We start from the raw sequence: 25,153 nt of genomic DNA on the forward strand, positions 1-25,153 counted from the left end.
CCGGTGCCTTGCCGGGCGCCGGCAATCGGCACCCATGTCCTGTCAACCTGCCGTAATTATGGTTAACGGCACGTTAACATCGCTCAGGGCTGGGCCTCGTAGTAATGCGCAACCTGGTCGATCTCCTCGGCCGTCATCTGGCGCGCGATGTTGCGCATCTGCTGGCTGATGTCGTTGCGGCGAGTTCCGGACGCAAAGGCCTCGAGCTGCGCCTTGATGTAGACCGCCGACTGGCCGCCGAGCCACGGGCTTCCCGCCTTGTTGTCGATGTCGCCGTGACAGGATCCGCAGGGCGGGATGTTGCGCATCGGGGCGCCCATCACCACCACTGCCGGCGCGGGGCGCCCGACATCCAGATTGTTCGACGGCACCCGCGGCAGATAGGCGTAATAGGCCGCAACGTCCTTCATGTCCTGATCGCTCATGGCCGCCGCGAACGGGCTCATCACCACGCTGACCCGCGCACCGGTCTTGAAGTCGTTCAGCTCCTTGTACGTCACCGCGGCAAACTGCCCGGCAAGGTTCGGCGAATGGGCGTCGCTGACGCCCTGCGGCCCGTGGCAGATCGCGCAGCGCTGCGCCAGCGTCGCGCCCCGCCCGATCGAGACCTGATTGACCTTGGTCAGCATCTCCGACGTCATGACGACATTGGAGGTCTTGAAATCCGGCTCGATGCTCGCCTCCTGCACGGCGGCACGCGGAACGCCGGCCGCGCTGCAGATCGCATCCCAGACGCCGGCGAGCTTGAGGTCCGGTTGCGCCAGCGGCAACCAGATCAGGCCGGCGATGGCCGACAGCACGGCGATCGCGGCCGTGATGCCGACGCTGGTGCCGAACCACGGATTGCGGAGCGAGAACAGCGGCTGATCGCTCATCGGCCAGCTCCCACATAGACCGCAGGCACGCTGGTCTCTTTCAGCGCCATCAGCTGCGCGATCGGGAAACCATAGTTCACCACGGTGAGGCCGACCATCAATGCGAGCCACAGGCCGAACGAGTTGAGCGCGATCGGAAGGTGCGCCGGCATATGCAGCGGCACCGCGAAACGATACGCCCCCGCCTCATCTCGCGCGCCGAATTGCCCGCGGATCAGCACGAGCAGGAACAGCAGGCCCGACGTCAGCAGGATGAAGCCGCCGATCGCCGACAGCGTGACCGACAGCGCCTGTGGCGAGATCGCCGGGTTGGCATAGTCATAGAACGCCATGCGGCGTGGCATGCCGAGGATGCCGACATAGTGCCACGGGAAGGTGGTCACGATCATGCCGATGAACCACAGCCAGAGCTGCGTGCGCATCAGGCCAAAACTGTCCAGCGCACGGCCGGTCAGATGCGGCCACAGATCATAGGCGATGGCAAAATACATGATCACGATGGCGCCGCCGAAGATCAGGTGGAAATGGCCGGTGATCCACTGCGTGTTGTGCACGGTGGCGTCGAGCTGGTAGCTCATGTTGATCAGCCCGCCGGCGCCGCCGAAGCCGAGCATGACCAGCGACAGCGCCGTCGCCACCATGATCGGATTGGACCATGGCAGCGCGCCGATCCAGCCGAATGCGCCGCGGCCGCCACGCAGGCGGCTCGCAACCTCCGCCGACGCGCAGATCGTGAACACCGTCAGCAGCGTCGGCAGCGCGACGAGTCCGGTGAAAACCGAGTGCATGAACTTGAATCCGGCGCCAACCTGCGGATCGGCGAACAGATGGTGCACGCCGATCGGCATCGCCACCACGACGAACAGGATGAACGAAATGCGCGCCATCGCGTCGCTGTAGAGCCGGCCGCCGATCGCCCGCGGGAAGATCGTGTAGTAGGCGATATAAGTCGGGATCAGCCAGAAATAGACGATGGCATGCAGCGTCCACGAGAAGAACACGCGCGCCAGCCCCGCATCGATCGTGGACTTGAGCCCAAGCGCCACAGGCAGGATCAGGAACAGGATCTCCAGCGCCGCGCCGACCGCGGTCCAGCCCCAGAGCAGGCAGCCCGCGACATTGGCGTACATCGCAAGCGGCACCGGCTTGTCCGGGTGCTCGCGCTTCCAGATCACAAAATTGATCACCATCAGCGCGACCCAGATCCATGAGCCGACCACGACCATGACGACGCCGATGTAATAGAAGGGATTGCCGACCATCGGCGGATAGAAGGTGTAGAGCACCGAGGCCAGCCCGAGGGACACCGGGATCATCGCGACAACGGCACCGACGGCGACCAGGAAAAAGCCCGCCCATGCCCAGCGCCGTCCGACCAGCGGCTTCTCCAGCGACGCTTCGGTGATCGCATAACCGAACCCCATCGCGATCAGCGTCGGGAACACATATCCCATCGCCGAGCCATGCGCGGTGACCGAGCGATAGTAGAACTCCGGATTGAAGTGCCAGACGTTCAACGGGCTACGCACGTACATCTGCCAGGCACCGAGCACCAGCGCGGCCCCGAACACGATGAAGGCGAGCCAGAAATGCGCCGCTATCAGCCGCTTGTTAATCAACACAGGTCAGCCTCCGCTTCGCCGCCGCCATGTCGCGAAACGCGACCTTGTCGACCACCTTGACCTTGCCCCACATGCCCTGGTGACCGATGCCGCAGAATTCCTGGCACGGCATCACGTGATCGCCCCGCGCCTTGAAGCGCACCGGCAGCTCCGTGACGTAGCCCGGCACCAGCATCGTATTGATGTTGGTGCCCTCGATCAGGAAACCGTGGACGACATCCGCGCTGGTCGCGCGGAAGGTGATCGGAGTGTCCGCAGGCACCACAATGCATTGCGGCGTGAAGGAATATTGCTGGCCGATCGCGCGCACGGTGACCGAGCCGTCGGCCTGCAATTCGCTGCCGAGATTGCTCTCGATGAATTCGCCGGACAGATGCAATGTGGTGGGATCGGCGGTTTCGACCCGCCCCTGGGGCATCGTCGCCTGGTGGATGCCGATATAGGCGGCCATGCCGACCAAGAGGCCGACAATGACGATCGACAGCGTCGCCCAGCGCCGCTCGATCCGTGCGGCAACCGCTTCGCCGAGGCCGTGGTCCGTCTCGGTCGCCATCACGGAGCGCTCCGCGGCAGGAAGACGAGCAGATAGAATGCGAACCACAATCCGACCACGATGGCCGTCGCAATGCCCGCGACCGCGATCGCGCCGCCCGGACCAGCGCGCACGATAGTCTCGACGGCCTCGTCTTCCGAGCCGGATGCCGGCAGTTGCGGCGAAGATGAGTTGATCATGATCGCGTTCCCCTAAAGCGCGATGGGATCAGGTTGAATCGTCATCACGCCTCGGCTCCTTGTTTGAGCATGATCTTTTCGGAAAACCGCTCCGCACTTTTCCGGATCATGCCTAGTTCAGCGTTGCTGCACGCAACTCGTTGGCCTGCCGCGCCGACACCGGCTCGCCGCGATTGCCCCAGGCCGTTCGAATGTAGGTCACGACGGCCGCGACTTCGTCGTCCGACAGCTTCTGCGCGAACGGCGGCATGCCGTAGGGCATCGGATTGCCCGACGTGCCGGGCGGATACCCGCCATTGAGCACCATCCGGATCGCGTTGACGGCCGAGACCATCTGGATCGACTGGTTGCCGGCGAGCGGCGGATAGTCCGGCGGCATCCCCAGTCCAGTCGCGCCATGGCAGGTCGCGCATTCGCGATCGTAGAGCTGCTTGCCGAAGGAGTGCAGCAGGCTGCTCTCGGCCGTCGGCATCGGCGCCGATGCCTTTTCCGGCGACGTGCCTTGCGCGAGGCCCTTCAGATAAATCGCCATCGCACGGACGTCGTCGTCATTGAGATATTGCAGGCTGTTGTAGACGACCTCAGCCATCGGGCCATACACCGCGCCCTTGGCAGAGACGCCCTTGCGCAGATAGTCGACGATCTCCTCGATCGACCAGTCGCCGAGCCCGGCCTCCTTGTTCGAGGTCAGGGATGGCGCATACCAGTTCTGCATCGGGATCAGGCCGCCTTCGAAGGCCTGCGACTGCGAACTGCCGCCGAGCGCATTGATCGCGGTGTGGCACATGCCGCAATGACCGAGGCCCTCGACCAGATAGGCGCCCCTGTTCCACTCCGCGGACTTGGTCGAGTCCGGCTTGAACTCGCCTTCCTTGAAGAACAGGGTGCGCCAACCGAGGATCAGCGAGCGGTTGTTGAACGGGAATGTCAGGTCATGCGGCTTGTTGAGCTGCTTGACCGGCGCGACCGTGCGCAAGTACGCGTAGATCGCGTCGCTGTCCTCGCGCGTGACCTTGCTATAGGAGGCGAACGGCATCGCCGGATAGACCAGGCCGCCGTCGGGGAAGCGGCCATGGTGCATCATCTGGTAGAACTGGTCCGACGTCCACGTGCCGATCCCGGTCTGCGGATCGGGCGTGATGTTCGACGTGTAGAGCGTGCCGAACGGCGTCTTCATCGGAAGGCCGCCGGCGAAGGTCTTGCCTTCGCGCGCGGTGTGACATGCGATGCAATCGCCGGCGCGCGCGAGATATTCGCCCTTGGCGATGACGGGCGGATCGGCCGCCTTCTGCTGCGCCGATGCCGTGATCGGCGACAGTGCCAACAGCAGTCCGACAACAAGTCCTGTTGAGGTTCGCGACATCGGCACGATCCCTTCAGTGCGGTTCGCTGCCGCATTCCAGCGGCATCGGAAGGCTGCCTTGCGGCGCGAAGGACGGATCCGCCGGTGCCGAGCGCGATGACAGGTAGGCCGCCACCGCCTTCACGTCGTCTTCGGTCAGCAGGCTCGCAACGATCTGCATGCAATCGGGAGCAAACGCGGTCCGCGTGCCGTAGCGCCAGCCGCCGAGCTGGCCGCTGATATACGCCGCGCGCAGGCCGAGCAGTCCGGGAATGCCGGGCTCCATCCCGCCCAACGCCGGACCATGACAGGCCGAACAGGGCGGAATGCCGTGCTGCGGATCGCCGTTCTTCACGATCGATTCGCCGCGCGCCAGGATCTCCTTGCTGTCGACCGGCGGAACCGGCGGCGGAAATGCCGGCTTGAGCGAGGCGAAATGCTCGGCGATCTTCTTCAGGAAATCGTCGGTCTGGAATTCCAGCAGATAGTTCATCGGCGGATATTTCCGCCGCCCGTCCCTGAATGCGATCAGCTGATTGTAGAGATAGCCGGCAGGCTTGCCGGCTAGACGCGGGAAATAGGCGTCGCTGGTCCCCTCGCCCTCGGCGCCGTGGCAGGAGGCGCAGGCGAGAACGCGGGCCGCCATCGTGTCGGGCGCACGCTCTGCCGTTTGCGATTGCGCGGCGCTGACCGGCAATACAACCCAGGCAAGAAACCCAAGAATCGGTATCAGGCGATGGGCCACAGTTCACCCCCAGCGCGACGACGATGGAGAATTATTGGCACATCACGAAACGAGGAGCAACGAAGCGCGACGCTTCGACGCGTCGCATTCTGATTGCGAAGCGTCACTTTTGATTCAGATCAATGCGTCTACTTGCGATAGACCTGCGCCGGATCGAACAGCTGCTCGGCGTCGACGAAGGACAGGCTGATGTTGCCGTCCTCGCCCTTCACCGCGCGATAGAAGCAGGAGCGCCGTCCGGTGTGGCAGGCGGCGCCGACCTGCTCTACCTTGACCCACACCGCGTCCTGATCGCAATCCATCCGGATCTCGACCACGCGCTGGGTCTGGCCCGAGCTCTCGCCCTTGCGCCACAGCGAATTGCGCGAGCGGCTGAAGTACCAGCCCTCGCCGGTCGCGATCGTCTTGCGCAGGGCTTCGTCGTTCATGTGCGCGACCATCAGCACGTCGCCGGTCACGGCATCGGTCGCGACGCAGGTCACAAGACCTGCCGCGTCGAATTTGGGCTGGAAGTCGAGCCCCTCTTCGCGGTCGTGATCGTGAGTCGATGCGGACACGGCAAACCTCGCTCGGGAAAATGCGAGGTTACCGGTTCGGTCCTCGCACCAGGGACAGGAAGCGCTGCTGCTCCGCCGGATTGTCGCGGAACATGCCGGTGAAGCGGCTGGTGAAGGTCGATGCACCATGCTTGGCAACACCGCGCACCGACATGCAGGTATGCTCCGCCTCGATCAGCACCGCAACGCCGCGCGGCTTCAGGATCTCGTCGATCGCGGCCGCGACCTGCGCGGTAAGATGCTCCTGGGTCTGCAGGCGGCGGGCGAAGATGTCGGTCAGCCGCGCCAGCTTGGAGAGACCCACGACGCGCTCCACCGGCGTATATGCAATATGTGCCTTGCCGTAGAACGGCATCATGTGATGCTCGCACTGCGAGGTGAACTCGATGTCGCGGACCAGGACGAAATCGTCGTAGCCCGCGGTCTCGCCGAAGGTGCGGTTCAGCACTTCGGCCGGGCACTGATGATAGCCCTGATAGAGCTCGTCATAGGCCTCGACGACGCGGCGCGGCGTGTCGAGCAGGCCCTCGCGGCCGGTGTTCTCGCCGATATAGGCGAGCAGCGTCTTCACGGCGTCCTCGGCCTCCGCCCGTGACGGGCGCGGCTGGTCGGCACGGACGGCCGCCGCCATGAATTCTGAGGGGTCGAGCTCGCCGGGCTTGATGTCAGATGTCTTGGCGTCGGCCGGCTTGTTGGGGCGAATCGATTTGATCAAGGCGTCCATGTCGTCTCCGTTCGACCGGCCCAGGCATTGCCCTCGGGCCGGATGTGTCACCGGGCAGACGGGGCGGATCATCGAGCCGCCGGGCGCCTGAGTCCCATTTTTGTAGCACCACATCGGCGAATGTGTGCCGCGGTGCCTGCATGGCCGGGCTATGTTTCCGGCCGCGCCGTCCATATATAGGACGGTGAAACCCAGCCGCCAAGAGCGCCCGGCGCCGCCGGAACCAGGCATCTGTCCTCATGCTGAACGACATTTACAACAAGCGGATCATCGAGTTGGCCGGCAATATTCCGCGCCTCGGACGGCTGTCCGACCCGGACGCCAGCGCCACCGCCCACTCCAAATTGTGCGGTTCGACCGTCAAGGTCGACCTCAAGATGGACGGTCCCGTGGTGACGGACTTCGCCCATGACGTGAAGGCCTGCGCGCTCGGCCAGGCCTCGTCCTCGATCATGGCGAGCCATGTGGTGGGCTCGACGGCCGAGGAGCTGCGCGAATTGCGCGAGACGGTCCGCAAGATGCTGAAGGAAAACGGCCATCCCCCGCAGGGCGGCAAATGGGCCGACATCGCACTGCTCGAGCCGGTGCGCGACTACAAGGCGCGCCACGCCTCGACGCTGCTGACCTTCGACGCCGTGGTCGATGCGATCGGCCAGATCGAGGCCAAGGCCAAGCAGCCGGCGTAAGCCCTGCCGCCGGCCGCCTACTGGGCGGGCTGGACCGGCGCCGGCGCTGCGGTGCCGCCGGTCGGCACCAGGGCCTCCGCGGTCTTGGTCGCCTTCGCGGCCTGCGGGTGCGCCTCCCCCTCCATCACGCTGCTCACGAAGCGATCGGTGTTCTTCGGCTTCGCCTCGGCGACGGGAATTGCATTGTCCTGGCGCGGCAGCACGTCGGCGACTGCATCCGTGGTGACGAGATTGGTCAGCCGCAATTCGGCCGCAGACAATTCGTGCAGGTCTTCCCACGGCGGCACGCTGAGTGCGAGCGACAGCAGTTCACCCGCACCGCCCATGTCGAACGTATACTTGGCAAGGCGGCCGATATCGCGCTCGACGATCATCAGGTCCTGCGCGGTGTAGCTCGCAGCCTTGGCATCGTCGGCGCGGTCGCCCATCCAGATCTGATGCACGCGGACATGGGCCGCAGGTGGAACGTAGCGTGTCTTGCCCGACAGCAGCAGGAACACGCACATCGACTCGCAATAGGCGTCCGGCAGCACGCTCGCGCGGTCACCCGACGCGGCCCGATTGGCGACGCTGACGCCGACGGTGGTCAGCGCGCCGAGACCGCGGAAGCGGCGGCCGAGCGCGATCGCGTCGTTGACCGAGCCGCCGCTGGAGTCGAGCACGATGGTGGCGCCGTTGAGCTGGCGGCCGCGCGCGAACTCGTCGAATTCCTTGGGACTGTCGGCCGTGATGATGCCTACCGCCGACACCCAGCCCCGGCAATTTGGCTGGCAGGCGATCCAGCTGAACTTCATCGGCAGCTTGCGCTCTTCGAGGGTTGAGCTGGCCTGTGCGGAACTACCCACCGTGGTGACGGTGCCGGAAACTGCAAAGCAAAAAGCGACGGCGCCGGTGAGCGCCCAACTACGCAACGAGAGCGACTTGACGAGCCTCAATTTGGTTCCTTCCCCCAAGCCCATGGTGATGCGAGCGGTGGCAATGGCCCCACGCACCACGACTCTGTCATCGGCGCGTTATGGGAACGGTAGCGTCGCTGACCCGAACCGTCCATAGAGCCCTTGCTGCAGCGCGACCAGCGCTGTGCGATAATAGCGAACTGTGGCGTAAATATCTGCAACAGAACAGTTCCTTGGCTTGGAACCCCCGCAAGACTACGTACATACTTGCGTATGCCGTCGACAAATCATTCAACGCCACATCTCACGCGATGCACGGAATGTGCCAGCACAATGCGCCGCCTGCCGCGCAACTTCGGCCGCGCCCTGATCTGGATCTACCGGCACACGCTGTCGCCGCTGGTCGGCTACAATTGCCGCCATCTGCCGACCTGCTCGGTCTATGGCGATGAAGCGATCGAGCGCTTCGGGTTGTGGGCCGGCGGCTGGATGACACTGGCACGGCTGCTGCGCTGCCAGCCCTGGGGCACATCCGGAATCGACAACGTGCCGGCGGTGAAGCCAACGGGCGCGCATTGGTACCTGCCCTGGCGCTACGGCCGCTGGCGCGGCGTCAACGAGGGCTGACGCGGCGTCAACGAGAATTGATCATTTGCTGCGGCGCTCCCAAGCGCGGCGCGCATTGCTGGCCGGCGGAACTGTGGCGATGCTGCCGCATTGTTTCATGCCCCCTTCAGGTTCCTTGGGGAGGAAACAACAATGCGCTGGAAAATCAGCCACAACGGTCACGATCCCCGGCAGATCGATTTGCTGGCCGTGCTTGCCTTGCTGGTCGTCATCGTCGCCGCCTACGGCTACTTCACCCACAATTCGACAAAGCCGAGCAGCACGGCTTTCATCGTGCCGAGCCAGAGCACGAAGTGGTGACCCGCAAGCTCACTCCGCTGCGGCGGTGCGCGCGGCCGGCCGCGGTCGCGTGATGACGACGACCGCGAGCGCCGCCGCCACGAAGGCCGTGGCCACGTAGCCCGCGCTGAGCAGCCATTCGTGTGCGAACAGCAATCCGCCGATCGCGGAGCCGATCGCCTGGCCGATATAGAGCACCGAGGTGTTGAGCGAGACCGACGCCGACGCAAACGCCGGCGCCGCACCGACCAGTCGCACCTGCTGCATCGAATTGGTCGACGCGAAGCCCAGGCCCCACACCGCAACCGAGGCAGCCATCAACGCATAGGCGCCGGCGCTCAGCGCCCAGCCGGCCACGCCGGTGAGCAGCAGCGCGGTGAACAGCACCGACGTCTTCCAGGCGCCCCATGAATCCACGATGCGCGTTGCAATCGCGATGCCGACGAACCCGAAGATGCCGTAGAGCGCGAACACGATGCCGACGGCGTCCGCATTGGCGCCGGTCAGCTTGGCGAGCAGCGGCCCCATGAAAGTGAACACCACGAACTGGCCGGACATCTGCAGCGTCGTGATCGACAGCAGCAGGATGACGGTCGGATTGCGGCCGAGGTCGGCCCAGGTCCGCAAATCGACCAGCACGCCGTGCAATCCGCCCGGCAACCGCCACCACAGCAGCAAGGAGCTCACGAGCCCGGTCAGCGCGATTGCGCCATAGGTTATGCGGAAGCCGTAACGGCTGGCGATGAAGGTGACCAACGGCAGCCCGATCGCGGCGGCGAGCGACCAGCCGAGGAAGATATAGGCGATCGTGCTGCCGCGCTTTTCCACCGGCACGATCAGCGCCGCAGTGCCGGCCGCCTGGGGCGTGTAGAGCACGCCGACCGCGAGCATCACCATGCGGATGATCAGGAGACTGTCGTAGTCCGGTGCGAAAGCGGATGCCGCATTGGTCAGCGTCAGCACCAGAAGCGTCGCCGTCAGCAGAGCGCGCCGTTCGAACCGGCTGGTCAGCCACGCCGTCACCGGCGAGCCCACGCACAGCACGATGGCGCCGAAGGTGATCAGGAGACCCGCGGTATGGATCGAGACGCCGAGCCCGTTGGACAACTCCGCCAGCATGCCGGCCGGCGCCAGCACCGAGCAGCCGGTGACGATGTTGCCGAGCATCAATGCGGTGGGAGCGAAGCGTTTCACGCCGCGTTGTTAGCAGACTCCGAGATCAATGCAACTGCATCTAAATGCATGGCCCTTGATCGAATTGCGCCTCTTGCGCTCGTCCTTGCGCTCACTGCGACGGCGGTGGCGCCGGTGCCGCGTTGACGCCCGGCGATGCAGTCGCCGGCCATGCGCTCGCAGGCTTCGGACCCGATGTCGCCGCCGGGCATGACGCCAGCAGCTTCGTCCACCCCTGCTCCAGCCCGGCCGTGTCGATATCGAATGTCGCCAGCGCGGATTTGGAGGCGGATTTGGAGTCGGGCTGGGAGTCGGCCTTGGACTCAGGTTTGGCGTCGGACGACAGCAGGCTTTCGCCGACCTGCAGATGCGGCGCCGCGAGCATCGCCTTGAGAGCGTCCGAGGTTATCGGATCGCTCCAGACCTCGTATTTGCCGAACCGCGCCGGCGGCCTGCCGAATGCGATCGCCTTGGTGGCGCCGGCCATCATCACCACCGTGCTCTTGCCGGCGGCGCTGTCGTCGAACTCGCGTACGAACATCAGCCGTCCGCGATCCCCGTTCTCGCAGAACAGGCGCCACTCCATCATGCGGTACGAGCTGCCGTCGCCCTTCTTCTGCTGTGCGATCTTGCGTACGAAGGGCCGCGTTTCCTTCTCCACCGCCCACAGGGTTTGCGGCAGCGGCCGCGCATCGATTCCAAATCGATAGAGTTCCGGCCGCGTCAGCACGTGCAGGTCCGTGAACTTCACGGACCGGATCAGGTCGCTGAGCTCATGGCTGATCCCCATCGCCGCGAGGAACGCGTTGCGGTCGCGATCGGCGCTCACCATCTCGCGCCGCCTGAAGTCCGCGATGACCTGCGCGGGCGGATGCCCGTGAACCACGAACATCAGTCGCGAGTTATGCACCGCGAGCACCGAATCGGGCGCCACTTCGCGGTTGGTCGCGCCGAGGAACAGATAGGCGCAGGCCGAGACGCACATCGCGTTGCGCGTGGCGAGTTCGGCCGCAACCTCGCCCTTCGCAGCCTTGATCTTCAGGCAGGCGGCGTCGATCTGCGTGCCCGAGGAACATGCCGGCACGTTGGTACGGCCGATCCGCGCGATCGCCTTGTGTGCGCGCAAAAACCGCGCGATCGCATAGGACTGCTCGACATTTCCACCGGGCGAATGCAGGTAGATCGGAAGCTGCGTGCCCTTGAGGGGAAACAGGAACGTGCGAATCCGCTGCGCGGCTTCCCGGTCGATCTCGCCTTCGATCGCGATCCAGCGATCGCAACCGGGGCCGCAGGCATTGGCCGGTCCCTTGGCGAGATAGATGGTCAGCTTTTTCGCAAATCCGGCCTTCTCGACCGGCGTGTCTTCCGCCCGCAACACGCCCGGGACCAGAAGCAACGCCACGAAAAACAGGAGACGGGAAAACATGAACCTTGCGGATCGCGCGATGGCGGAAAAATGGATGCCGGACGTTAGACGATGATCGGCAACGTCGCAACGCTCGGTGGCATCGGCTACCGGCGCGCTGCCGGTCAAATCCGTGCGGCCGGACGGCCATTTTCTTGATATTGCCGGATTGCAGGTGTCAAATCCCCTGCTATACCGCTGCTTTCCGCTTACCTGCGCTCGTTCGCAGGAGTGAGCTACAGGAGACATCGATGGCCGACACGCCCAAATCCGAATCCGGATTCCAGTACAGCCTTTCCAACCTCAAGCCCGCAGAACCCGTGAACAAGATCGCCCTCACCTTCCCTGATGGAGCGAGGCGCGATTTCCCGAAAGGGACGACCGGCCTCGACATCGCCCAAGGCATTTCGCCCTCGCTCGCCAAGCGCACCGTCGCGATGGCGCTCGACGGTACGCTTGCCGACCTCAACGATCCGATCGAGGCCGACGCCAAGATCGAGCTGATCGGCCGCGAAGACCCGCGCGCGCTGGAACTGATCCGGCATGACGCCGCGCATGTGCTGGCGGAGGCCGTGCAATCGCTGTGGCCGGGCACCCAGGTCACGATCGGACCGGTGATCGAGAACGGCTTCTACTACGACTTCTTCCGCAACGAGCCGTTCACCCCGGAGGATTTTGCCGCGATCGAGAAGCGGATGCGCGAGATCATCGCGCGCGACAAGCCCTTTACGAAAGAGGTTTGGGATCGCGAAAAGACCAAACAGGTGTTCCGCGACAAGGGCGAGGCCTTCAAGGTCGAGTTGGTCGACGCAATTCCCGGCAACGAGCCGATCAAGATCTACTTCCAGGGCGACTGGTTCGATCTCTGCCGCGGCCCGCACATGACCTCGACCGGCAAGGTCGGCAACGCCTTCAAGCTGATGAAGGTGGCGGGCGCCTATTGGCGCGGCGATTCGAACAATCCGATGCTGACCCGCATCTACGGCACGGCGTTCGCCAGGCAGGAAGACCTCGACGCCTACCTCAGGCAGATCGAGGAGGCCGAGAAGCGCGACCACCGCAAGCTCGGCCGCGAGCTCGACCTGTTCCACTTCCAGGAGGAAGGCCCCGGCGTGGTGTTCTGGCACCCGAAGGGCTGGACCATCTTCCAACAGCTGATCGCCTATATGCGGCGCCGGCTGCTCGGCGACTACAACGAGGTCAACGCCCCGCAGATCCTCGACAAGGTGCTGTGGGAGACCTCGGGCCACTGGGACTGGTACCGCGAGAACATGTTCGCGGCGCAATCGGCCGGCGACGAGGCCGAGGACAAGCGCTGGTTCGCGCTGAAGCCGATGAACTGCCCGGGCCATGTGCAGATCTTCAAGCACGGGCTGAAGAGCTACCGCGACCTGCCCCTGCGGCTCGCCGAGTTCGGCGTCGTGCATCGCTACGAGCCGTCGGGCGCGATGCACGGCCTGATGCGCGTGCGCGGCTTCACCCAGGACGACGCCCATGTGTTCTGCACCGAGGAGCAGCTCGCCGAGGAGTGCCTCAAGATCAACGACCTGATCCTGTCGACCTATGCCGATTTCGGCTTCGACGGCGAGCTCACGGTGAAGCTCTCGACGCGGCCGGAGAAGCGCGTCGGCACCGACGAGATGTGGGATCACGCCGAGCGCGTGATGGCGACCGTGCTGTCGGAGATCAAGGCCAAGGGCAGCAACCGGATCCGCACCGAGATCAATCCGGGCGAAGGCGCGTTCTACGGGCCGAAGTTCGAGTACGTGCTGCGCGATGCCATCGGCCGCGACTGGCAGTGCGGCACGACCCAGGTCGACTTCAACCTGCCGGAACGGTTCGGCGCGTTCTACATCGATCACGACGGCTCGAAGAAGGCGCCGGTCATGGTGCACCGCGCGATCTGCGGCTCGATGGAGCGCTTCATCGGCATCCTGATCGAGCACTATGCCGGCAACTTCCCGCTCTGGCTGGCGCCGACGCAGCTCGTGGTCACGACCATCACCTCCGAAGGCGACGAATACGCCAAGGTGGTGGCGGCAGCGGCACGCCGCGCCGGCCTGCGGGTCGAGATCGACCTGCGCAACGAGAAGATCAACTACAAGGTCCGCGAGCACTCGCTGGCCAAGATCCCGGCGCTGCTGGTCGTCGGCAAGAAGGAAGCCGAGACGCATTCGGTCTCGGTCCGCCGCCTCGGCAGCGAGCGCCAGACCGTGATGCCGACCGACGAGGCGATCGCCGCGCTGGTCGATGAAGCGACGCCGCCGGACGTGAAACGGGCGCGATCCGTCGCCTGATCTTCACAATCGGTCTAAACTGGCTTTCGTCGGCTTGGTCGTGCCCCCATCTTGGGGGCACGACTCCACTTGAAGGACATGTCCGTGCCCGATGCCATTGAACTCCTGAAGACACGCCGCTCGATGAAACCGCGCGAGATGACCGGCCCGGGCCCGTCCGCGGCCGAGCTCGAGACCATTTTGACGATCGCCGCGCGGGTGCCCGACCACGGCAAGCTCACGCCGTGGCGCTTCATCGTGTTCGAGGGCGATGCACGGGGGCGCGCCGGCGACGTGATCGCAAAGGTGTTCGCCCGCAAGAATCCCGGCGCACCGGCTTCCGACATCGAGGTCGAGAAGAAGCGCCTGACCGACGCGCCGCTGGTGATCGGCGTGGTCTCCTTCACCAAGCCGCACCCCAAGGTGCCGCCGTGGGAGCAGGAATTGTCGGCCGGCGCGAGCGCGATGAACATCGTCACCGCGGCGACCGCGCTCGGCTATGGCGCCTGCTGGCTGACCGGCTGGTATGCCTTCGACCGCGACGTGCTCGACGGTCTCGGGCTCAAGCCGGACGAGAAGCTCGCCGGCCTGATTCACATCGGCCGGCCTACCAAGCCGAGCGAGGATCGCCCGCGCCCGGCGCTGTCCGATATCGTGACGCGGTTCTGAGCGAATAGAGCTCATTGCCGGGCTTGACCCGCCTGCGCGGCCGAATCCATTTGGGGCAATATCGAACTGGCCGGGCTTCGGCGAGGCGAAGGCCCGGCAATCCATCAGGCAAAGACTTTTGGAAGAATGATGGATGCCCGGGTCAGGCCCGGGCATGACGACCTGATAAGTGGCTACGCCGCCTTGGACGCGCGCTCCGCAAACTTGCTCAGCAAGGCCGCGATCTCGCTCCCCGGCCTCGCTGCACTGAACAGGAATCCCTGCACCTCGTTGCAGCCCTCGGCGCGCAACCAGTCGAGCTGGTCGACGGTTTCGACCCCCTCCGCCGTCGTCGTGATTTTCAGGCTGCGGCCAAGACCGGAGATCGCGCGCACGATCGCAACGCAGTCGGAGCGCCTTGCCAGGTCTTTCACGAACGAGCGGTCGATCTTGATCTTGTCGAACGGGAAGCTGCGCAGATAGCTCAGCGAGGAATAGCCGGTGCCGAAATCGTCCATCGAGATGCTGACGCCGAGCTCGCGCAGCTGATGCAGGATCGCGAGATTGGCTTCGGTCTCCGCCAGGAACACCGACTCGGTGATCTCGAGCTCGAGCCGCCGCGCCGGCAGGCCGGAATGCGCCAGTGCCGAGATCACGGCCTGGACCAGGTTGCGGCTGCGGAACTGCACCGGCGACAGATTGACGGCGACCTTCACGTCGGCCGGCCACTTGATCGCCTCCGAGCAGGCCTCGCGCAGCACCCATTCGCCGAGCGCGACGATCAGGCCGATGTCTTCCGCGACCGGAATGAACTCCGCGGGCGAGACCATGCCCTTCAGCGGATGCCGCCAGCGCAGCAGCGACTCGAAACCCGAGATGCGGTCGGCCGCGATGTCGACCAGCGGCTGGTAGTGCAGCTCGAATTCACCATTGTTGAAGGCCACCCGCAGGTCGCGCTCCATGTCGCGACGCTTCTGGGCCTGCTGATCCATCTCCGGTTCGAAGAAATGATGCACGCCGCCGCCCTCGGACTTGGCGCGGTACAGCGCCATGTCGGCGTTGCGCATCAGCTCTTCCGACGTGGTGCCGTCGCCCGGCGACAGCGCGATCCCGACGCTGGCGCCGACCACGACTTCGAGCCCCTCGATGGTGTAGGGCGCGCTCAGCGCATCGATCAGCCGTTCGGCGAACGCACTTGCCTCGTTCGGCGAAACGTCGGCGGCAAGCACGATCGCGAACTCGTCGCCGCCGAGGCGGGCTGCGACATTGTCGTCGCGGACCACTTCGCGCAGCCGCTCGGCCACCAGCTTGAGCAGCCGGTCGCCCATCGGATGCCCGAAGGAGTCGTTGACGTTCTTGAACAGATCGAGGTCGACGCACATCACCGCCACGCGCTTGTTGCCGCTGCGGCCGCGCTCCAGCGCCTCGCTCAGCCGCTCCTGGTAGAAATCCCGGTTCGGCAGGTTGGTGAGCCCGTCATGATGCGCCATGTGCGCGATCCGCGCTTCGGCCGCGCGGCGTTCGGTGATGTCGACCACCGCGACCAGATAGCCGTCGCGCCCCTCGAACGCCACCTTGCGCCCGAAGGTCAGCACATGGATCTCGGTGCCGTCGGCCCTGATATGCCGCCAGTCGCGGCTCGATTGATAGACGTCGCCGATGTCGCGCAAGGCGGCGCTGTGCACGCTCCACTCATCGACCGGCCAGATCTCGCGCAGCGTCATGCCGAGGAATTTCTCCCGGCTGTATCCATAGTGCTGAACGGCAGCGTCGTTGACGCTGAGGAACTCCATCGTGCCGGCGTCGAACACCCACATCGGCATCGGGTTGTTCTCGAACAGCAGGCGGAACGACACCTCGCGCTGCTTCAGCGCGGTGACGTCGGAGACCGTCAGCGACAGCATGTCGCCGAACGCCGTGACGCCGAGCCGCAGGCAGCGATCGCCGCTGTCGATCTCGAACTGGCCGCCGGGACCGCTTCCGACGAAGCCACGCAGGCGGTTCATCACCGCCGGCGCCGCCAGCGGATTGCCGCCGGCGCTGAGCCGGCGCCACAGCAATTCGGTGGCCGGCCGCATCAGGAGCTTCGCGGCGCCCTGGTTGAGATGCACGACCTGAAAGTCGGCCGGCTCGCCCCGCGCGTCGCGGATCGCCGCGAGCGATACCACGCCCTCGTCGGTGGCCGAGAAGATCGTGTCGAGCAGATTGTACTGCGCATTGCGCTCGTTGACATAGACGCCGACCAGGACGCCGCCCCAGCGCGACCGCGTCGGCAGCGCCAGCACGTCAAAGGTCCGCACCAGACCATCGCGCACGCAATGCGCCGACGCCAGATAGGGCCGGCAGTTCGCGCGCGCGTTGGCGGCGGCTTCGGTCAACGCGGTGGCGCAGTCAGGAGGCAGTTCGCTCAGCGGAATGTCCCAGCGATCGTCGTTCAGCCAGGTCTGGACGTAGCGGCCGGTGTGCGAGACGCTGAGCACGCCGTCGACGTTGCGCAGCAGCACGATATGGTCCGCGAGCCGGCCGAGGCTGCCGAGCATCACGTCTTCATAGTGCGGCAGCTGTTCACCGGGACGAACCGCGGCCTGCCACTTGCGTTGCAGAACCGGAACGTCGGCGAACATCTCGGAATTGAACTTGGCCGATGTCTTTGCTGATTTCTTGTTGGCCATGACCATGGCACGCCCCGTTCACGCAAACGCTAGGCATGATCCGGAAAAGTGTGAAGCGGTTTTCCGAAAGGACCATGCCCAAACAAAATCCCCGTGGCATCCAAGTCATGCCGCGACTTAACGTCATGTAAAAATAACGACGCAGCGCAGCACCGCGAGCGCTTGTGACGGCTAAAACTGGCGCGATGGTTAGTTCACGTTAGAAACTGTGACAGTTGCATGAAATGCAGCCCGGTCCGGCGTCAGCGCGCCACGACCTCGACCTCGCCGTCGACGCCGTTGACGACGTTGAAGGGGCGCTCGAACACCTTGCCCTCGTTCTTGGCGATCGCACGATACTCGCCTTCGGAGAGCACGACGCGCGGGAACGCGCCGATCGATTCCTTGATCACGTCGCCGCCCGGCGTGATCACCGACCACGCGGTGTTGGCAAGCGCCTCGCCGCCCTTCTCGCTCACCAGCTTGAGCGTGATGACCGCTGCGCGATGGGTGACGGTGACGTCGGTCAGCTTGCCGGCTGCCACACGAATGTCGGAACGCACCACCGAGTTGGCGTCACCATAGTTGGAGACGATGTAGTAGGTGCCCTCGGGGAGCAGCGCGACGTCGCCGGCGGACACGTTCGGCACCAGCGGGCCGCGGTCCGAGCCGTCGAACTGGCTGCCCTTGTAGATCGCGAACGAAATCTGGTTGGCCGGGATCTTGCTCGAACCGACCCGGCCCTCGATCCGCAGGCCCCCGGCCGGCAGCACGAAGGACTCGCGGTCGGTCTCCGACTTCAGGCTGACGGCGCGCACCGCGCTGACGAGGCCGAGCGCGACGTGGACGACGTAATTGCCGGGCGGCAGCACGACGTTGGGCGTCGCCCCGCGCTCCTCGCGGATCAGCTTGTAGGTGCCGTTGTCGTCCGGCTTGTCGGCGAACACCCGCCACACCAGCCCGGCATTGATGACCGGCAGGTCCTTGCCGTACCGCGCCGTCAGCGACAGCACCGCCTGCCCGGCGGCCGGGGTGCCGGCCAACGGCGCCACCGGGGGTATGGTCGCAATCGAGGGCTGGACGATGGTTGGCTGGTTCAGCGGACCGGGCAGAACAGGCCCCGAACCGGACCCGGACGGCGGCGCCAGATTGAGCGCGGGGCCGGACGGCACCTCGGGGACCGATGCTGGCGGGATCGGCGGCGGCCGGTCGCTGAAGAACTGCGCCGACGCGGAACCGGAGATCAGGGCCAGCAAAAATGTGGCAAGCGCCAACAGCGGAAGGAGCCGCATGCCCCGCCCGCATCCGCCGATGCCGTTGCCCCTCGAAGTCATCACCATGCTTTTCAACGAAAACGCGGCAAATTCAAGCCTTCGTCGAAGCTTCGTCACAGTCCTGGCGGGGGCCGTCCCCGGTTTGGAACCGCTCGATCAAGCCGATGTTAGCCCTATCGTCGTGGTCCAGTCACATTCCCTGCCTACCGCGGTCCACCCGGGGCATGAATCGTGCTTCTGGGGAATAACCATGAAGTTGGACGACGCTGGCGCAGTCATGCCGCGCAGCCTAGTCTCGCGCTGGCAGGAGATTTGTCGTGTTGGATAGCTGGATGGGCCGAGGCCACAAGAGCTCCGACGGCCCCGACAAGGTAGGACTGGGACCGGTTCGCCGGCCGGTGATCGGGCTCGCGCTCGGCGGCGGCGCCGCGCGCGGCTTTGCCCATATCGGCATCATCAAGACCCTGCTCGCCCATGGTATCGTCCCCAACGTCGTCGTCGGCACCTCGATCGGCTCCGTGGTCGGCGGCGCCTATGCGGCCGGCCATATCGATACGCTGGAGCAATGGGCCCGCAGCCTGCAACCGCGCAGCGTGCTCGGCTACCTCGACATCCGCCTCAACGGCTCCGGCCTGATCGGCGGTACCAAGCTCGCCGCCGAGATCGAGGCGGCGCTGGGCCAGGTCATGATCGAGGATCTTTCGGTCAAGTTCGCCAGCGTCGCGACCGAAGTCCGCACCGGGCACGAAATCTGGGTGACCCAGGGCCGCGTGGTCGACGCCATGCGCGCCTCCTACGCCCTGCCCGGCATCTTCGCCCCGGTCCTGATCGGCGACCGCTGGCTGGTCGACGGCGCGCTGGTCAACCCGGTGCCGGTCTCGGCCGCGCGTGCGCTCGGCGCCGAGATCGTCATTGCGGCCAACCTCTCCAGCGACGTGTTCGCGCATTCGACCACGATCTACAATCACGGCGCGACCGCCGCGCCCGAGGTGACGGTCGCGATGACCGCCGAGGCGGAGATCGAGCCGGAGCCCCCGAAGCGGCGGTTCGGCCGCTTCTTCTCCGCCGAGCGCACCGTGAAGCGGGAGTTTTTCGGCAGCGCCAGCCGGCCCGGCATCTCGAGCGTCATGGTCGACGCCTTCAACATCATGCAGGACCGCATCACCCGTGCGCGGCTCGCCGGCGATCCGCCCGACATGCTGATCTCGCCGCGCGTCGGCCAGATCGGCTGGTTCGACTTCCACCGCGCCGATGACCTGATCGCACACGGCATCCGCGCGGCCGAACGTTCCATCGGCGCGATCGAGGAAGCGATCGACATCCTGGTGCCGCCGTCGAACGGCGCGGGCACGACCGGGAAATAGCCCTCAGGCGGTCTTGATGTAGTCGCGCAGCGCTTCCTGCTCGCGCTCGTATTCCTGCACGCGGCTCTTGACGATGTCGCCGATCGAGATCAGGCCGACCACCTTGCCGTCCTCGACGACGGGCAGATGGCGGAATTTGCCTGTTGTCATCATTTCCATGATGCCGCTGACCGTGTCGGACTGGCGGCAACTCACGACCTTCTTGGTCATGACCGCGCTCACCGGTTCGTCCAGCACGCCCGCGCCGCGCTCGCTGAGCACGCGCACGATGTCACGCTCCGACAGGATGCCTTCCATCCGGCCCTGCTCCATCACCAGCACCGCGCCGATCTTGCGCTCGCCAAGCAGCTTGACCGCAGCCGACAGCTTCGCGCCGGGCGCGACGCTCATGACCTGATGGCCTTTTGCATCGAGAATGGAACGTACCGTCATTGTCGCCTCCCTGAATCCGTCCGTGCCCTGCTTGAGCGGGGTCGAGCCTGTTCGCCAGAGTCTTCAATCAACAGTTCCGCGCCGCTTTCGGTTCCGGGGCGCGGTCAGTAGCTGGGCTCGATTTGTCGGCCCGCTTTGTTTCTGCGTCGCAAAGATGATGGAGGAATTCGAACCGAGCCGCAAGCGGCGATCAGACGCGCCCCGACTGGTCCACCGATGACGCATCTGCAGCATCGTCCCGCGTGCGCGGGATTGGATCGAACAGCGAGAACAGCAGCAGTCCGGCGAGGAAGCCGCCGATATGCGCCTGCCAGGCAACGCTCGCGTCCTCGCCGCCGAGCGAAAGCGAGGTGGCGCCGAACAGGACGTTGACGCCGAACCAGATCGCCAGGAAGGCGAGCACCCGTCCGTTGCGCAGCGCCCGCCACAGCGACAGCGCAGGCACCTTGGCAGCCGCCTCGGCATCGCCGCGGCTGAACGACAGGAAGCTGCCCTTCACGAAGGCGAAGCGGATCGCCGCCGCCATCGTCCCCGACACCGAAGCCGACGCGCCGATCATCGGCGCGATCGCGTGCTCGTGGGTCAACAGGTGCGCCAGCGCGCCGGCCGCCGCCGTCACCGCCATGAAGACAAAGAAGCGCACCGCGCCGAAGCGCCGCGCCAAGGCGCTGCCGAACGGCAACAGCCACAGCACGTTGAACCCGATATGCGTGAGGTTGGCGTGCAGTAGCGAATAAGTGACGAAGGTCCAGACCTTGGCGCCTTCGCCGCCCGGGAAGGTGATGTCGAGCAGCGTCGAATCGTAGCGTTTCGGGATGAAGCCGAAGACGTCGATGGTCCAGTTCTCCATCTCCGGCGGCAACAGCACCCGCAGGTGGATTACCGCGATCAGGAGGACGTAGGCGGTGAGCGCCGGCGGCAAGGTCAGGATCGGCTCGCGCGGCGCCTCCGGCGGCGGCTCGAGCGGGGATTCGGGATGGGAGTCCAAGGGGTCGGCGACCTCGATACGGCGGTGAAGCAGAGATAGGCGGCTTTCACACCCCTGTGCAAGTGCACAATCCCGAAATCGGACACCTCTCGTGTCCCGGACGCGTCGCAGCGCGAAGTGGTGCGACGCAGAGCCGGGACCCAGGAATTGGCAATGCTCCCCGAACTTGCGACACTTGGGACGCTTTCCACATCCGTTTGGTCCAAAATGAACCCGCAGTTCTTCGTTTACATCGTCGCCAGCGGGAGAAACGGGACCCTTTATGTAGGTGTGACCAATAACCTTTCGCGCCGAATCGCCGAGCACAAGGCAAAGCTCGTCCCAGGCTTCACACGACAATACAACGTTGATCAGCTGGTCTACTTTGAGGCATTCGAATCCATCCTGGAAGCGCGCGCACGTGAGCACTCGCTCAAGCGGTGGCGTCGCGCGTGGAAGATCAAGTTGATAGAAGAACTCAATCCGACTTGGCGAGATCTGTCTGATCAGCTCAATTCTTGAGCGGGGCCGGCATAGGTCCCGGCTCTGCAGCGCACCGCTGCGCGCTGCACTGCGTCCGGGACACGATATCTGGCCAAAAGAAAAGGGAGGGCGCTGAGAACACCCTCCCTGGTCGGCTGGTCTTCTCGTGCCCCAGAGGGATCGGGAGAACATCCCCACCCCTCCCCGCACGATGACCAAACTGTTTGACGCCACCTGTGTACCAACCACGCCGGCGCTTGGGGCAGCCAGCAAACGGGAACGCGCGGACCCTACGTTGGAGTTCCTGGGACGCCAAGGACATAGTTAAATTTACGTTAACAACACAAAGCTGCCGATAAGCCGCCCAAACCGCGGCCACGGCATGGACGCTGCACAGCCTTCCCTGCACAACAGAGAAGGGAAGGCGCCTGAGCAAAACCGGGACAGATGTGTCCCGCCGAGACAGGTGCCGGGCAAGGTTCTTTAGATGAAACACAGCTCCAGCCGCGAATTCTTCGCCTATTGGAATGCGAAGCGCGGCACCGCGCGTGCACCCGACCGGAGTGAGTTCGAACCGTCCGCGGTGCGCGAGCTGCTGTCCGACATCTTCGTGCTGTCCTATGACGGCGAGACGCGCTTCCCGTTCCGCGTCGCCGGCACCCGGACCTCCGCCCTGCTCGGCTGCGACCTCAAGAACCGCAGCTTTTCCGCCCTGTTCACCGGCGAGAGCCGCGGCGAGATCGAGGACATCATTACCTGCGTCGTCGAAGAGACCCTGCCCGCGATCGCCGGCATCACCGCCACGACCGAGACCGGGTCCAGGGCGCATCTTGAACTGCTGCTGCTGCCGTTTACCGCCCGCGTCCATATGCCGGCGAGCCTCACCGGCCTGCTCGCGCCGTTCGAGGACGACGTCACCCGGCTGCACGACCTCGTGCTGACCTCGTGGCGCTATTTGCATCCCCAGGAGCGGTTCGTGCCGCGGACCCTGCGCAAGCTCGCGATCGCGCGCGGCCTGATGGTCTACGAAGGCCTGCGCTAGCCCCCCAACGCCTGCCTGGCGACGGGGGATGACAGGAACCGGTCGCTTGCACCGCGCCCCGCGGAACTCTATTAGCTGGTGCGCCGCCACGACGGGAGTGACCCGTTCATTGCAGCTGCGGCCGGGCCGGGCATGTTTCGAAACTCGATCAGGCAGAAGATCGTCGGCATTGCCGCAGGACTGATCGTCCTCGCGGTGATCACCTCGTTGCTGTCCATGGTGATGGCAGGCAAGGTCGGCCACCTCCTGGACGAACTCACCAACCGCTACATCCCGGCCTACGCCCATCTCGCCCGCGTCAATGTCCGCTCGCTGGAACGGTCCCTGGCAATGCGCCGAATGATGATGGCAAAGATGCAGGCGCCTGGCGAAGACACCAGCTACGAGAGCGCGCGCAAGACTTTCGACGACATCGAGCCGACCATCAAGCGCGAGGCCGATGCCGCACGCGTGCTGATCGACGCGATCATCGCCGATCCCTCGACGCCATCCGACAATGCCGCGCTCGGGCGTCTCGATGACCGCATCGACAACGCCGTCAACGACCTGCTGATGCGCCTCAACGCAGAGAACAAGACGCTGCTCGACCAGCTCGAGGCCAAGGACTTTGCGGCCGCGCGACAGACCACGCTCCGCGCCGACGCCCTGCGCGACGACTTCAACAACAGGATCGAGAGCATTCGTACCGACATGCTGGCGCAGGTCGCCTCCGCCGCGGCGAAGGTGATGGGTGCCCAGCAACGGGCGATCATCATCTCGGGCGTCGTCACCGCGATTGCCGCGATCCTCGGCTTCGTGTTCGCGATGCTGGTCGGCAGCGGCATCACGGGCCCGGTGATGCGGCTGCTGGAGAGCACCCGCGAGGTCGAGGCCGGCCGCCTCGACGGCGCCATCGCCATCACCACCCAGGACGAGATCGGCCAGCTCTCCGCCGCCTTCAACCGCATGATCGAGACGCTGCGCCACAACCAGCGGATCCGCGAGACCTTCGGCCGCTACATCAATCCGCGGATCGCCGAGGGCCTGCTGGAGCAGCCGGCGATCGCCGCCACCGAAGGACAGCGCCGCGTCATGACGGTGATGTTCTGCGACATGAAGGGCTTTACCCGCCTGAGCGAGGGCGTGACCCCGAGCGGCCTCGTCAAGATCATGAACCTCTATCTGTCGACAATGTCCGCGCCGGTCCATGCGCATCGCGGCATCATCGACAAATATATCGGCGACGCCATCATGGCCTATTGGGGCGCCCCGTTCGTCGAGGAAGCCGAGCAGACCCATCTGGCCGCGCTGGCCGCCATCGACATGGTCGGCCAGGTCAACCAGCTGCGCAAGGATCTGCCCGAACTGCTCGGCGTGCGCGCGATCCCGGCCGATTGCGACATCAGGATCGGGATCGCCACCGGCGAGGCGCTAGTCGGCAGCATCGGCTCCGAATTCATGATGAGCTACACCGTGCTCGGCGACACCGTGAACCTCGCCTCGCGGTTGGAAGGCGCCAACAAGTTCTACGGCAGCCGCAGCCTGATCTCGGAGGCCACCGCTGCAGCCTGTGCCGCGACCATCGAGCTGCGCGAGATCGACCGCGTCGTCGTCGTCGGCCAGACCCAGCCGGTCGCCGTGTTCGAGATCCTCGGCAAGAAGGACGAACTGACGCCGGCGCAGACCGAGTTGCGGCAGCGCTACGTCGGCGGTCTCGCCGCCTTTCGCGAGCGCCGCTGGGATGACGCCGAGCAAGCCTTCGCCGCGGCGCTGGCTGCGGCGCCCGGCGACGGCCCGTCGATCGCCATGAAGGCGCGCACCGTGGCCTTCAAGCAGAATCCGCCGGCAGCGGACTGGGACGGCGCCTGGCATCTGGAGCAGAAATAGCGGCCTCACGCTCAATCACGCTCCGCCGCCAAGTTGAGCCTCGATCGCGGCCTTGTCGATCACCGACCAGACCTGCACGATCTTTTCGTCGCAGAATTCATAGAACACGTTCTCGGCGAAGGTGACGCGCTTGCCGTTGACGGCGAGACCGAGGAACGTGCCCTTCGGCGAGCAAACGAACGCCAGCCGGCTGGCAACGTGGTTGGCGTCCGACACCAGCAGCTCGATGTTGAAGCCGAGATCCGGGATCTCGCGAAAGTCTCTCTCGAGCATTTCGCGATAACCCGACAACCCGAACCGCCTGCCGTTGTGGACCACGTCGTCGGCCACGAAGTCGCCGAGCCGGGACCAGTCCTGTCGATTGAGGCAGTCGATGTAATTCCGATAGATCGCGGCGAGGTCGGCTTGCATAGTGCATTCTCCGTTGTTCGAGACGCGCTGTGGATCCTGACACGAATGTTAGTTTTGATTCCGTTGTTCGGGACCG

At 65.1% G+C, this 25,153-nt stretch carries 25 protein-coding genes; 9 read left to right on the top strand and 16 right to left on the bottom strand.

Translation table 11 applies throughout. The features are described from left to right. Positions 1 to 83: 83 nt before the first annotated feature. From ACVILL_RS38230 to folE, 8 genes are all read right to left on the bottom strand, one after another. Entirely contained in the window at positions 84 to 875 is a 792-nt protein-coding gene (locus ACVILL_RS38230; protein ID WP_456733756.1) for a c-type cytochrome, read from the bottom strand. After that, positions 872 to 2,497, bottom strand: coding sequence for a cbb3-type cytochrome c oxidase subunit I (locus tag ACVILL_RS38235; protein WP_456733757.1), 1,626 nt, complete (start codon positions 2,495 to 2,497; stop codon positions 872 to 874). Before ACVILL_RS38235 ends, ACVILL_RS38230 begins: the two co-directional genes overlap by 4 nt. After that, a complete protein-coding gene (locus tag ACVILL_RS38240; protein WP_456733758.1) occupies positions 2,487 to 3,050 on the bottom strand; it encodes a cytochrome C oxidase subunit II in 564 nt (187 codons plus the stop codon). The genes ACVILL_RS38235 and ACVILL_RS38240 overlap by 11 nt, the downstream gene beginning before the upstream one ends. Further along, positions 3,050 to 3,229: a hypothetical protein gene (locus ACVILL_RS38245; protein WP_456733759.1), complete on the bottom strand. Its 180-nt coding sequence runs from the start codon at positions 3,227 to 3,229 to the stop codon at positions 3,050 to 3,052. Before ACVILL_RS38245 ends, ACVILL_RS38240 begins: the two co-directional genes overlap by 1 nt. Positions 3,230 to 3,341: 112 nt before the next feature. Next, a complete protein-coding gene (locus tag ACVILL_RS38250) occupies positions 3,342 to 4,592 on the bottom strand; it encodes a c-type cytochrome (RefSeq protein WP_456733760.1) in 1,251 nt (416 codons plus the stop codon). A gap of 13 nt (positions 4,593 to 4,605) precedes the next feature. Beyond that, the gene (locus tag ACVILL_RS38255; protein WP_456733761.1) at positions 4,606 to 5,217 is read right to left on the bottom strand and encodes a c-type cytochrome; all 612 of its coding nucleotides are present in this window, start codon (positions 5,215 to 5,217) and stop codon (positions 4,606 to 4,608) included. 227 nt (positions 5,218 to 5,444) lie between these two features. Next, complete coding sequence (hisI, locus tag ACVILL_RS38260) at positions 5,445 to 5,873, bottom strand: phosphoribosyl-AMP cyclohydrolase (RefSeq protein ID WP_456733762.1); 429 nt, start codon at positions 5,871 to 5,873, stop codon at positions 5,445 to 5,447. Positions 5,874 to 5,901: 28 nt separating this feature from the next. Further along, entirely contained in the window at positions 5,902 to 6,597 is a 696-nt protein-coding gene (gene folE / locus ACVILL_RS38265; RefSeq protein ID WP_456733763.1) for a GTP cyclohydrolase I FolE, read from the bottom strand. A 239-nt stretch (positions 6,598 to 6,836) separates the two neighbouring features. On the opposite strand from folE, the gene ACVILL_RS38270 reads away from it, so the two are divergent. Continuing rightward, positions 6,837 to 7,283: an iron-sulfur cluster assembly scaffold protein gene (locus ACVILL_RS38270; protein ID WP_456733764.1), complete on the top strand. Its 447-nt coding sequence runs from the start codon at positions 6,837 to 6,839 to the stop codon at positions 7,281 to 7,283. A 17-nt stretch (positions 7,284 to 7,300) separates the two neighbouring features. Here the strand turns inward: ACVILL_RS38270 and ACVILL_RS38275 are convergent, their stop codons facing one another. Further along, positions 7,301 to 8,218 carry a hypothetical protein gene (locus tag ACVILL_RS38275; RefSeq protein ID WP_456733765.1) on the bottom strand — a complete coding sequence of 306 codons (918 nt, stop codon included), beginning with the start codon at positions 8,216 to 8,218 and terminating at the stop codon, positions 7,301 to 7,303. Positions 8,219 to 8,512: 294 nt separating this feature from the next. Here ACVILL_RS38275 and yidD point away from each other — a divergent pair, with 294 nt between their 5' ends. Together yidD and ACVILL_RS38285 are read left to right on the top strand one after the other, a co-directional pair. Continuing rightward, positions 8,513 to 8,806, top strand: coding sequence for a membrane protein insertion efficiency factor YidD (yidD, locus tag ACVILL_RS38280; RefSeq protein WP_456733766.1), 294 nt, complete (start codon positions 8,513 to 8,515; stop codon positions 8,804 to 8,806). A 132-nt stretch (positions 8,807 to 8,938) separates the two neighbouring features. Beyond that, positions 8,939 to 9,106, top strand: a complete 168-nt coding sequence (locus ACVILL_RS38285; protein ID WP_456733767.1) for a hypothetical protein — start codon at positions 8,939 to 8,941, stop codon at positions 9,104 to 9,106. A 9-nt stretch (positions 9,107 to 9,115) separates the two neighbouring features. On the opposite strand, the gene ACVILL_RS38290 is transcribed toward ACVILL_RS38285, so the two are convergent. Continuing rightward, positions 9,116 to 10,252 carry an MFS transporter gene (locus ACVILL_RS38290; RefSeq protein WP_456734454.1) on the bottom strand — a complete coding sequence of 379 codons (1,137 nt, stop codon included), beginning with the start codon at positions 10,250 to 10,252 and terminating at the stop codon, positions 9,116 to 9,118. 118 nt (positions 10,253 to 10,370) lie between these two features. Beyond that, entirely contained in the window at positions 10,371 to 11,684 is a 1,314-nt protein-coding gene (locus ACVILL_RS38295) for an ATP-dependent Clp protease proteolytic subunit (protein ID WP_456733768.1), read from the bottom strand. A gap of 230 nt (positions 11,685 to 11,914) precedes the next feature. On the opposite strand from ACVILL_RS38295, the gene thrS reads away from it, so the two are divergent. After that, complete coding sequence (gene thrS / locus ACVILL_RS38300) at positions 11,915 to 13,960, top strand: threonine--tRNA ligase (protein ID WP_456733769.1); 2,046 nt, start codon at positions 11,915 to 11,917, stop codon at positions 13,958 to 13,960. 84 nt (positions 13,961 to 14,044) lie between these two features. After that, positions 14,045 to 14,608: a nitroreductase family protein gene (locus ACVILL_RS38305; protein WP_456733770.1), complete on the top strand. Its 564-nt coding sequence runs from the start codon at positions 14,045 to 14,047 to the stop codon at positions 14,606 to 14,608. A 173-nt stretch (positions 14,609 to 14,781) separates the two neighbouring features. Here the strand turns inward: ACVILL_RS38305 and ACVILL_RS38310 are convergent, their stop codons facing one another. Continuing rightward, positions 14,782 to 17,265 carry a putative bifunctional diguanylate cyclase/phosphodiesterase gene (locus ACVILL_RS38310; RefSeq protein WP_456733771.1) on the bottom strand — a complete coding sequence of 828 codons (2,484 nt, stop codon included), beginning with the start codon at positions 17,263 to 17,265 and terminating at the stop codon, positions 14,782 to 14,784. Positions 17,266 to 17,501: 236 nt separating this feature from the next. Further along, complete coding sequence (locus ACVILL_RS38315; protein WP_456733772.1) at positions 17,502 to 18,572, bottom strand: hypothetical protein; 1,071 nt, start codon at positions 18,570 to 18,572, stop codon at positions 17,502 to 17,504. 257 nt (positions 18,573 to 18,829) lie between these two features. Between ACVILL_RS38315 and ACVILL_RS38320 the strand changes: the two genes are divergently transcribed. Then, positions 18,830 to 19,876 (top strand): patatin-like phospholipase family protein, encoded by a 1,047-nt coding sequence (locus ACVILL_RS38320; protein WP_456733773.1) that lies wholly within the window; start codon positions 18,830 to 18,832, stop codon positions 19,874 to 19,876. Between the two features lie 3 nt (positions 19,877 to 19,879). Here the strand turns inward: ACVILL_RS38320 and ACVILL_RS38325 are convergent, their stop codons facing one another. Together ACVILL_RS38325 and ACVILL_RS38330 are read right to left on the bottom strand one after the other, a co-directional pair. Beyond that, positions 19,880 to 20,308, bottom strand: coding sequence for a CBS domain-containing protein (locus ACVILL_RS38325; RefSeq protein ID WP_456733774.1), 429 nt, complete (start codon positions 20,306 to 20,308; stop codon positions 19,880 to 19,882). A 190-nt stretch (positions 20,309 to 20,498) separates the two neighbouring features. Next, complete coding sequence (locus ACVILL_RS38330; protein ID WP_456733775.1) at positions 20,499 to 21,296, bottom strand: rhomboid family intramembrane serine protease; 798 nt, start codon at positions 21,294 to 21,296, stop codon at positions 20,499 to 20,501. A 207-nt stretch (positions 21,297 to 21,503) separates the two neighbouring features. Here ACVILL_RS38330 and ACVILL_RS38335 point away from each other — a divergent pair, with 207 nt between their 5' ends. The 3 genes from ACVILL_RS38335 to ACVILL_RS38345 all read left to right on the top strand — a co-directional run bounded on the left by ACVILL_RS38335 (position 21,504) and on the right by ACVILL_RS38345 (position 24,666). Beyond that, a complete protein-coding gene (locus ACVILL_RS38335) occupies positions 21,504 to 21,797 on the top strand; it encodes a GIY-YIG nuclease family protein (RefSeq protein ID WP_456734455.1) in 294 nt (97 codons plus the stop codon). Positions 21,798 to 22,245: 448 nt separating this feature from the next. Then, positions 22,246 to 22,800, top strand: coding sequence for a PAS domain-containing protein (locus ACVILL_RS38340; RefSeq protein WP_456733776.1), 555 nt, complete (start codon positions 22,246 to 22,248; stop codon positions 22,798 to 22,800). Between the two features lie 132 nt (positions 22,801 to 22,932). Further along, positions 22,933 to 24,666: an adenylate/guanylate cyclase domain-containing protein gene (locus ACVILL_RS38345; RefSeq protein WP_456733777.1), complete on the top strand. Its 1,734-nt coding sequence runs from the start codon at positions 22,933 to 22,935 to the stop codon at positions 24,664 to 24,666. A 15-nt stretch (positions 24,667 to 24,681) separates the two neighbouring features. Here the strand turns inward: ACVILL_RS38345 and ACVILL_RS38350 are convergent, their stop codons facing one another. Beyond that, entirely contained in the window at positions 24,682 to 25,077 is a 396-nt protein-coding gene (locus ACVILL_RS38350) for an ester cyclase (protein WP_456733778.1), read from the bottom strand. Between the last annotated feature and the right edge of the window lie 76 nt (positions 25,078 to 25,153).

This window comes from Bradyrhizobium sp. USDA 3364 (assembly GCF_054056355.1).

What these genes read in the sequence shown, in the direction of transcription:
- thrS (WP_456733769.1), top strand. Translation starts at nt 11,915, where the DNA reads ATGGCCGACACGCCCAAATCCGAATCCGGATTCCAGTACAGCCTTTCC.
- ACVILL_RS38285 (WP_456733767.1), top strand. Translation starts at nt 8,939, where the DNA reads ATGCGCTGGAAAATCAGCCACAACGGTCACGATCCCCGGCAGATCGAT.
- ACVILL_RS38315 (WP_456733772.1), bottom strand. Translation starts at nt 18,572, where the DNA reads ATGACTTCGAGGGGCAACGGCATCGGCGGATGCGGGCGGGGCATGCGG.
- yidD (WP_456733766.1), top strand. Translation starts at nt 8,513, where the DNA reads ATGCGCCGCCTGCCGCGCAACTTCGGCCGCGCCCTGATCTGGATCTAC.
- ACVILL_RS38350 (WP_456733778.1), bottom strand. Translation starts at nt 25,077, where the DNA reads ATGCAAGCCGACCTCGCCGCGATCTATCGGAATTACATCGACTGCCTC.
- ACVILL_RS38290 (WP_456734454.1), bottom strand. Translation starts at nt 10,252, where the DNA reads ATGCTCGGCAACATCGTCACCGGCTGCTCGGTGCTGGCGCCGGCCGGC.
- ACVILL_RS38325 (WP_456733774.1), bottom strand. Translation starts at nt 20,308, where the DNA reads ATGACGGTACGTTCCATTCTCGATGCAAAAGGCCATCAGGTCATGAGC.
- ACVILL_RS38345 (WP_456733777.1), top strand. Translation starts at nt 22,933, where the DNA reads ATGTTTCGAAACTCGATCAGGCAGAAGATCGTCGGCATTGCCGCAGGA.
- folE (WP_456733763.1), bottom strand. Translation starts at nt 6,597, where the DNA reads ATGGACGCCTTGATCAAATCGATTCGCCCCAACAAGCCGGCCGACGCC.
- ACVILL_RS38335 (WP_456734455.1), top strand. Translation starts at nt 21,504, where the DNA reads ATGAACCCGCAGTTCTTCGTTTACATCGTCGCCAGCGGGAGAAACGGG.
- ACVILL_RS38340 (WP_456733776.1), top strand. Translation starts at nt 22,246, where the DNA reads ATGAAACACAGCTCCAGCCGCGAATTCTTCGCCTATTGGAATGCGAAG.
- ACVILL_RS38240 (WP_456733758.1), bottom strand. Translation starts at nt 3,050, where the DNA reads ATGGCGACCGAGACGGACCACGGCCTCGGCGAAGCGGTTGCCGCACGG.
- ACVILL_RS38250 (WP_456733760.1), bottom strand. Translation starts at nt 4,592, where the DNA reads ATGTCGCGAACCTCAACAGGACTTGTTGTCGGACTGCTGTTGGCACTG.
- ACVILL_RS38245 (WP_456733759.1), bottom strand. Translation starts at nt 3,229, where the DNA reads ATGATCAACTCATCTTCGCCGCAACTGCCGGCATCCGGCTCGGAAGAC.
- ACVILL_RS38310 (WP_456733771.1), bottom strand. Translation starts at nt 17,265, where the DNA reads ATGGTCATGGCCAACAAGAAATCAGCAAAGACATCGGCCAAGTTCAAT.
- ACVILL_RS38270 (WP_456733764.1), top strand. Translation starts at nt 6,837, where the DNA reads ATGCTGAACGACATTTACAACAAGCGGATCATCGAGTTGGCCGGCAAT.
- ACVILL_RS38230 (WP_456733756.1), bottom strand. Translation starts at nt 875, where the DNA reads ATGAGCGATCAGCCGCTGTTCTCGCTCCGCAATCCGTGGTTCGGCACC.
- ACVILL_RS38295 (WP_456733768.1), bottom strand. Translation starts at nt 11,684, where the DNA reads ATGTTTTCCCGTCTCCTGTTTTTCGTGGCGTTGCTTCTGGTCCCGGGC.
- ACVILL_RS38255 (WP_456733761.1), bottom strand. Translation starts at nt 5,217, where the DNA reads ATGGCGGCCCGCGTTCTCGCCTGCGCCTCCTGCCACGGCGCCGAGGGC.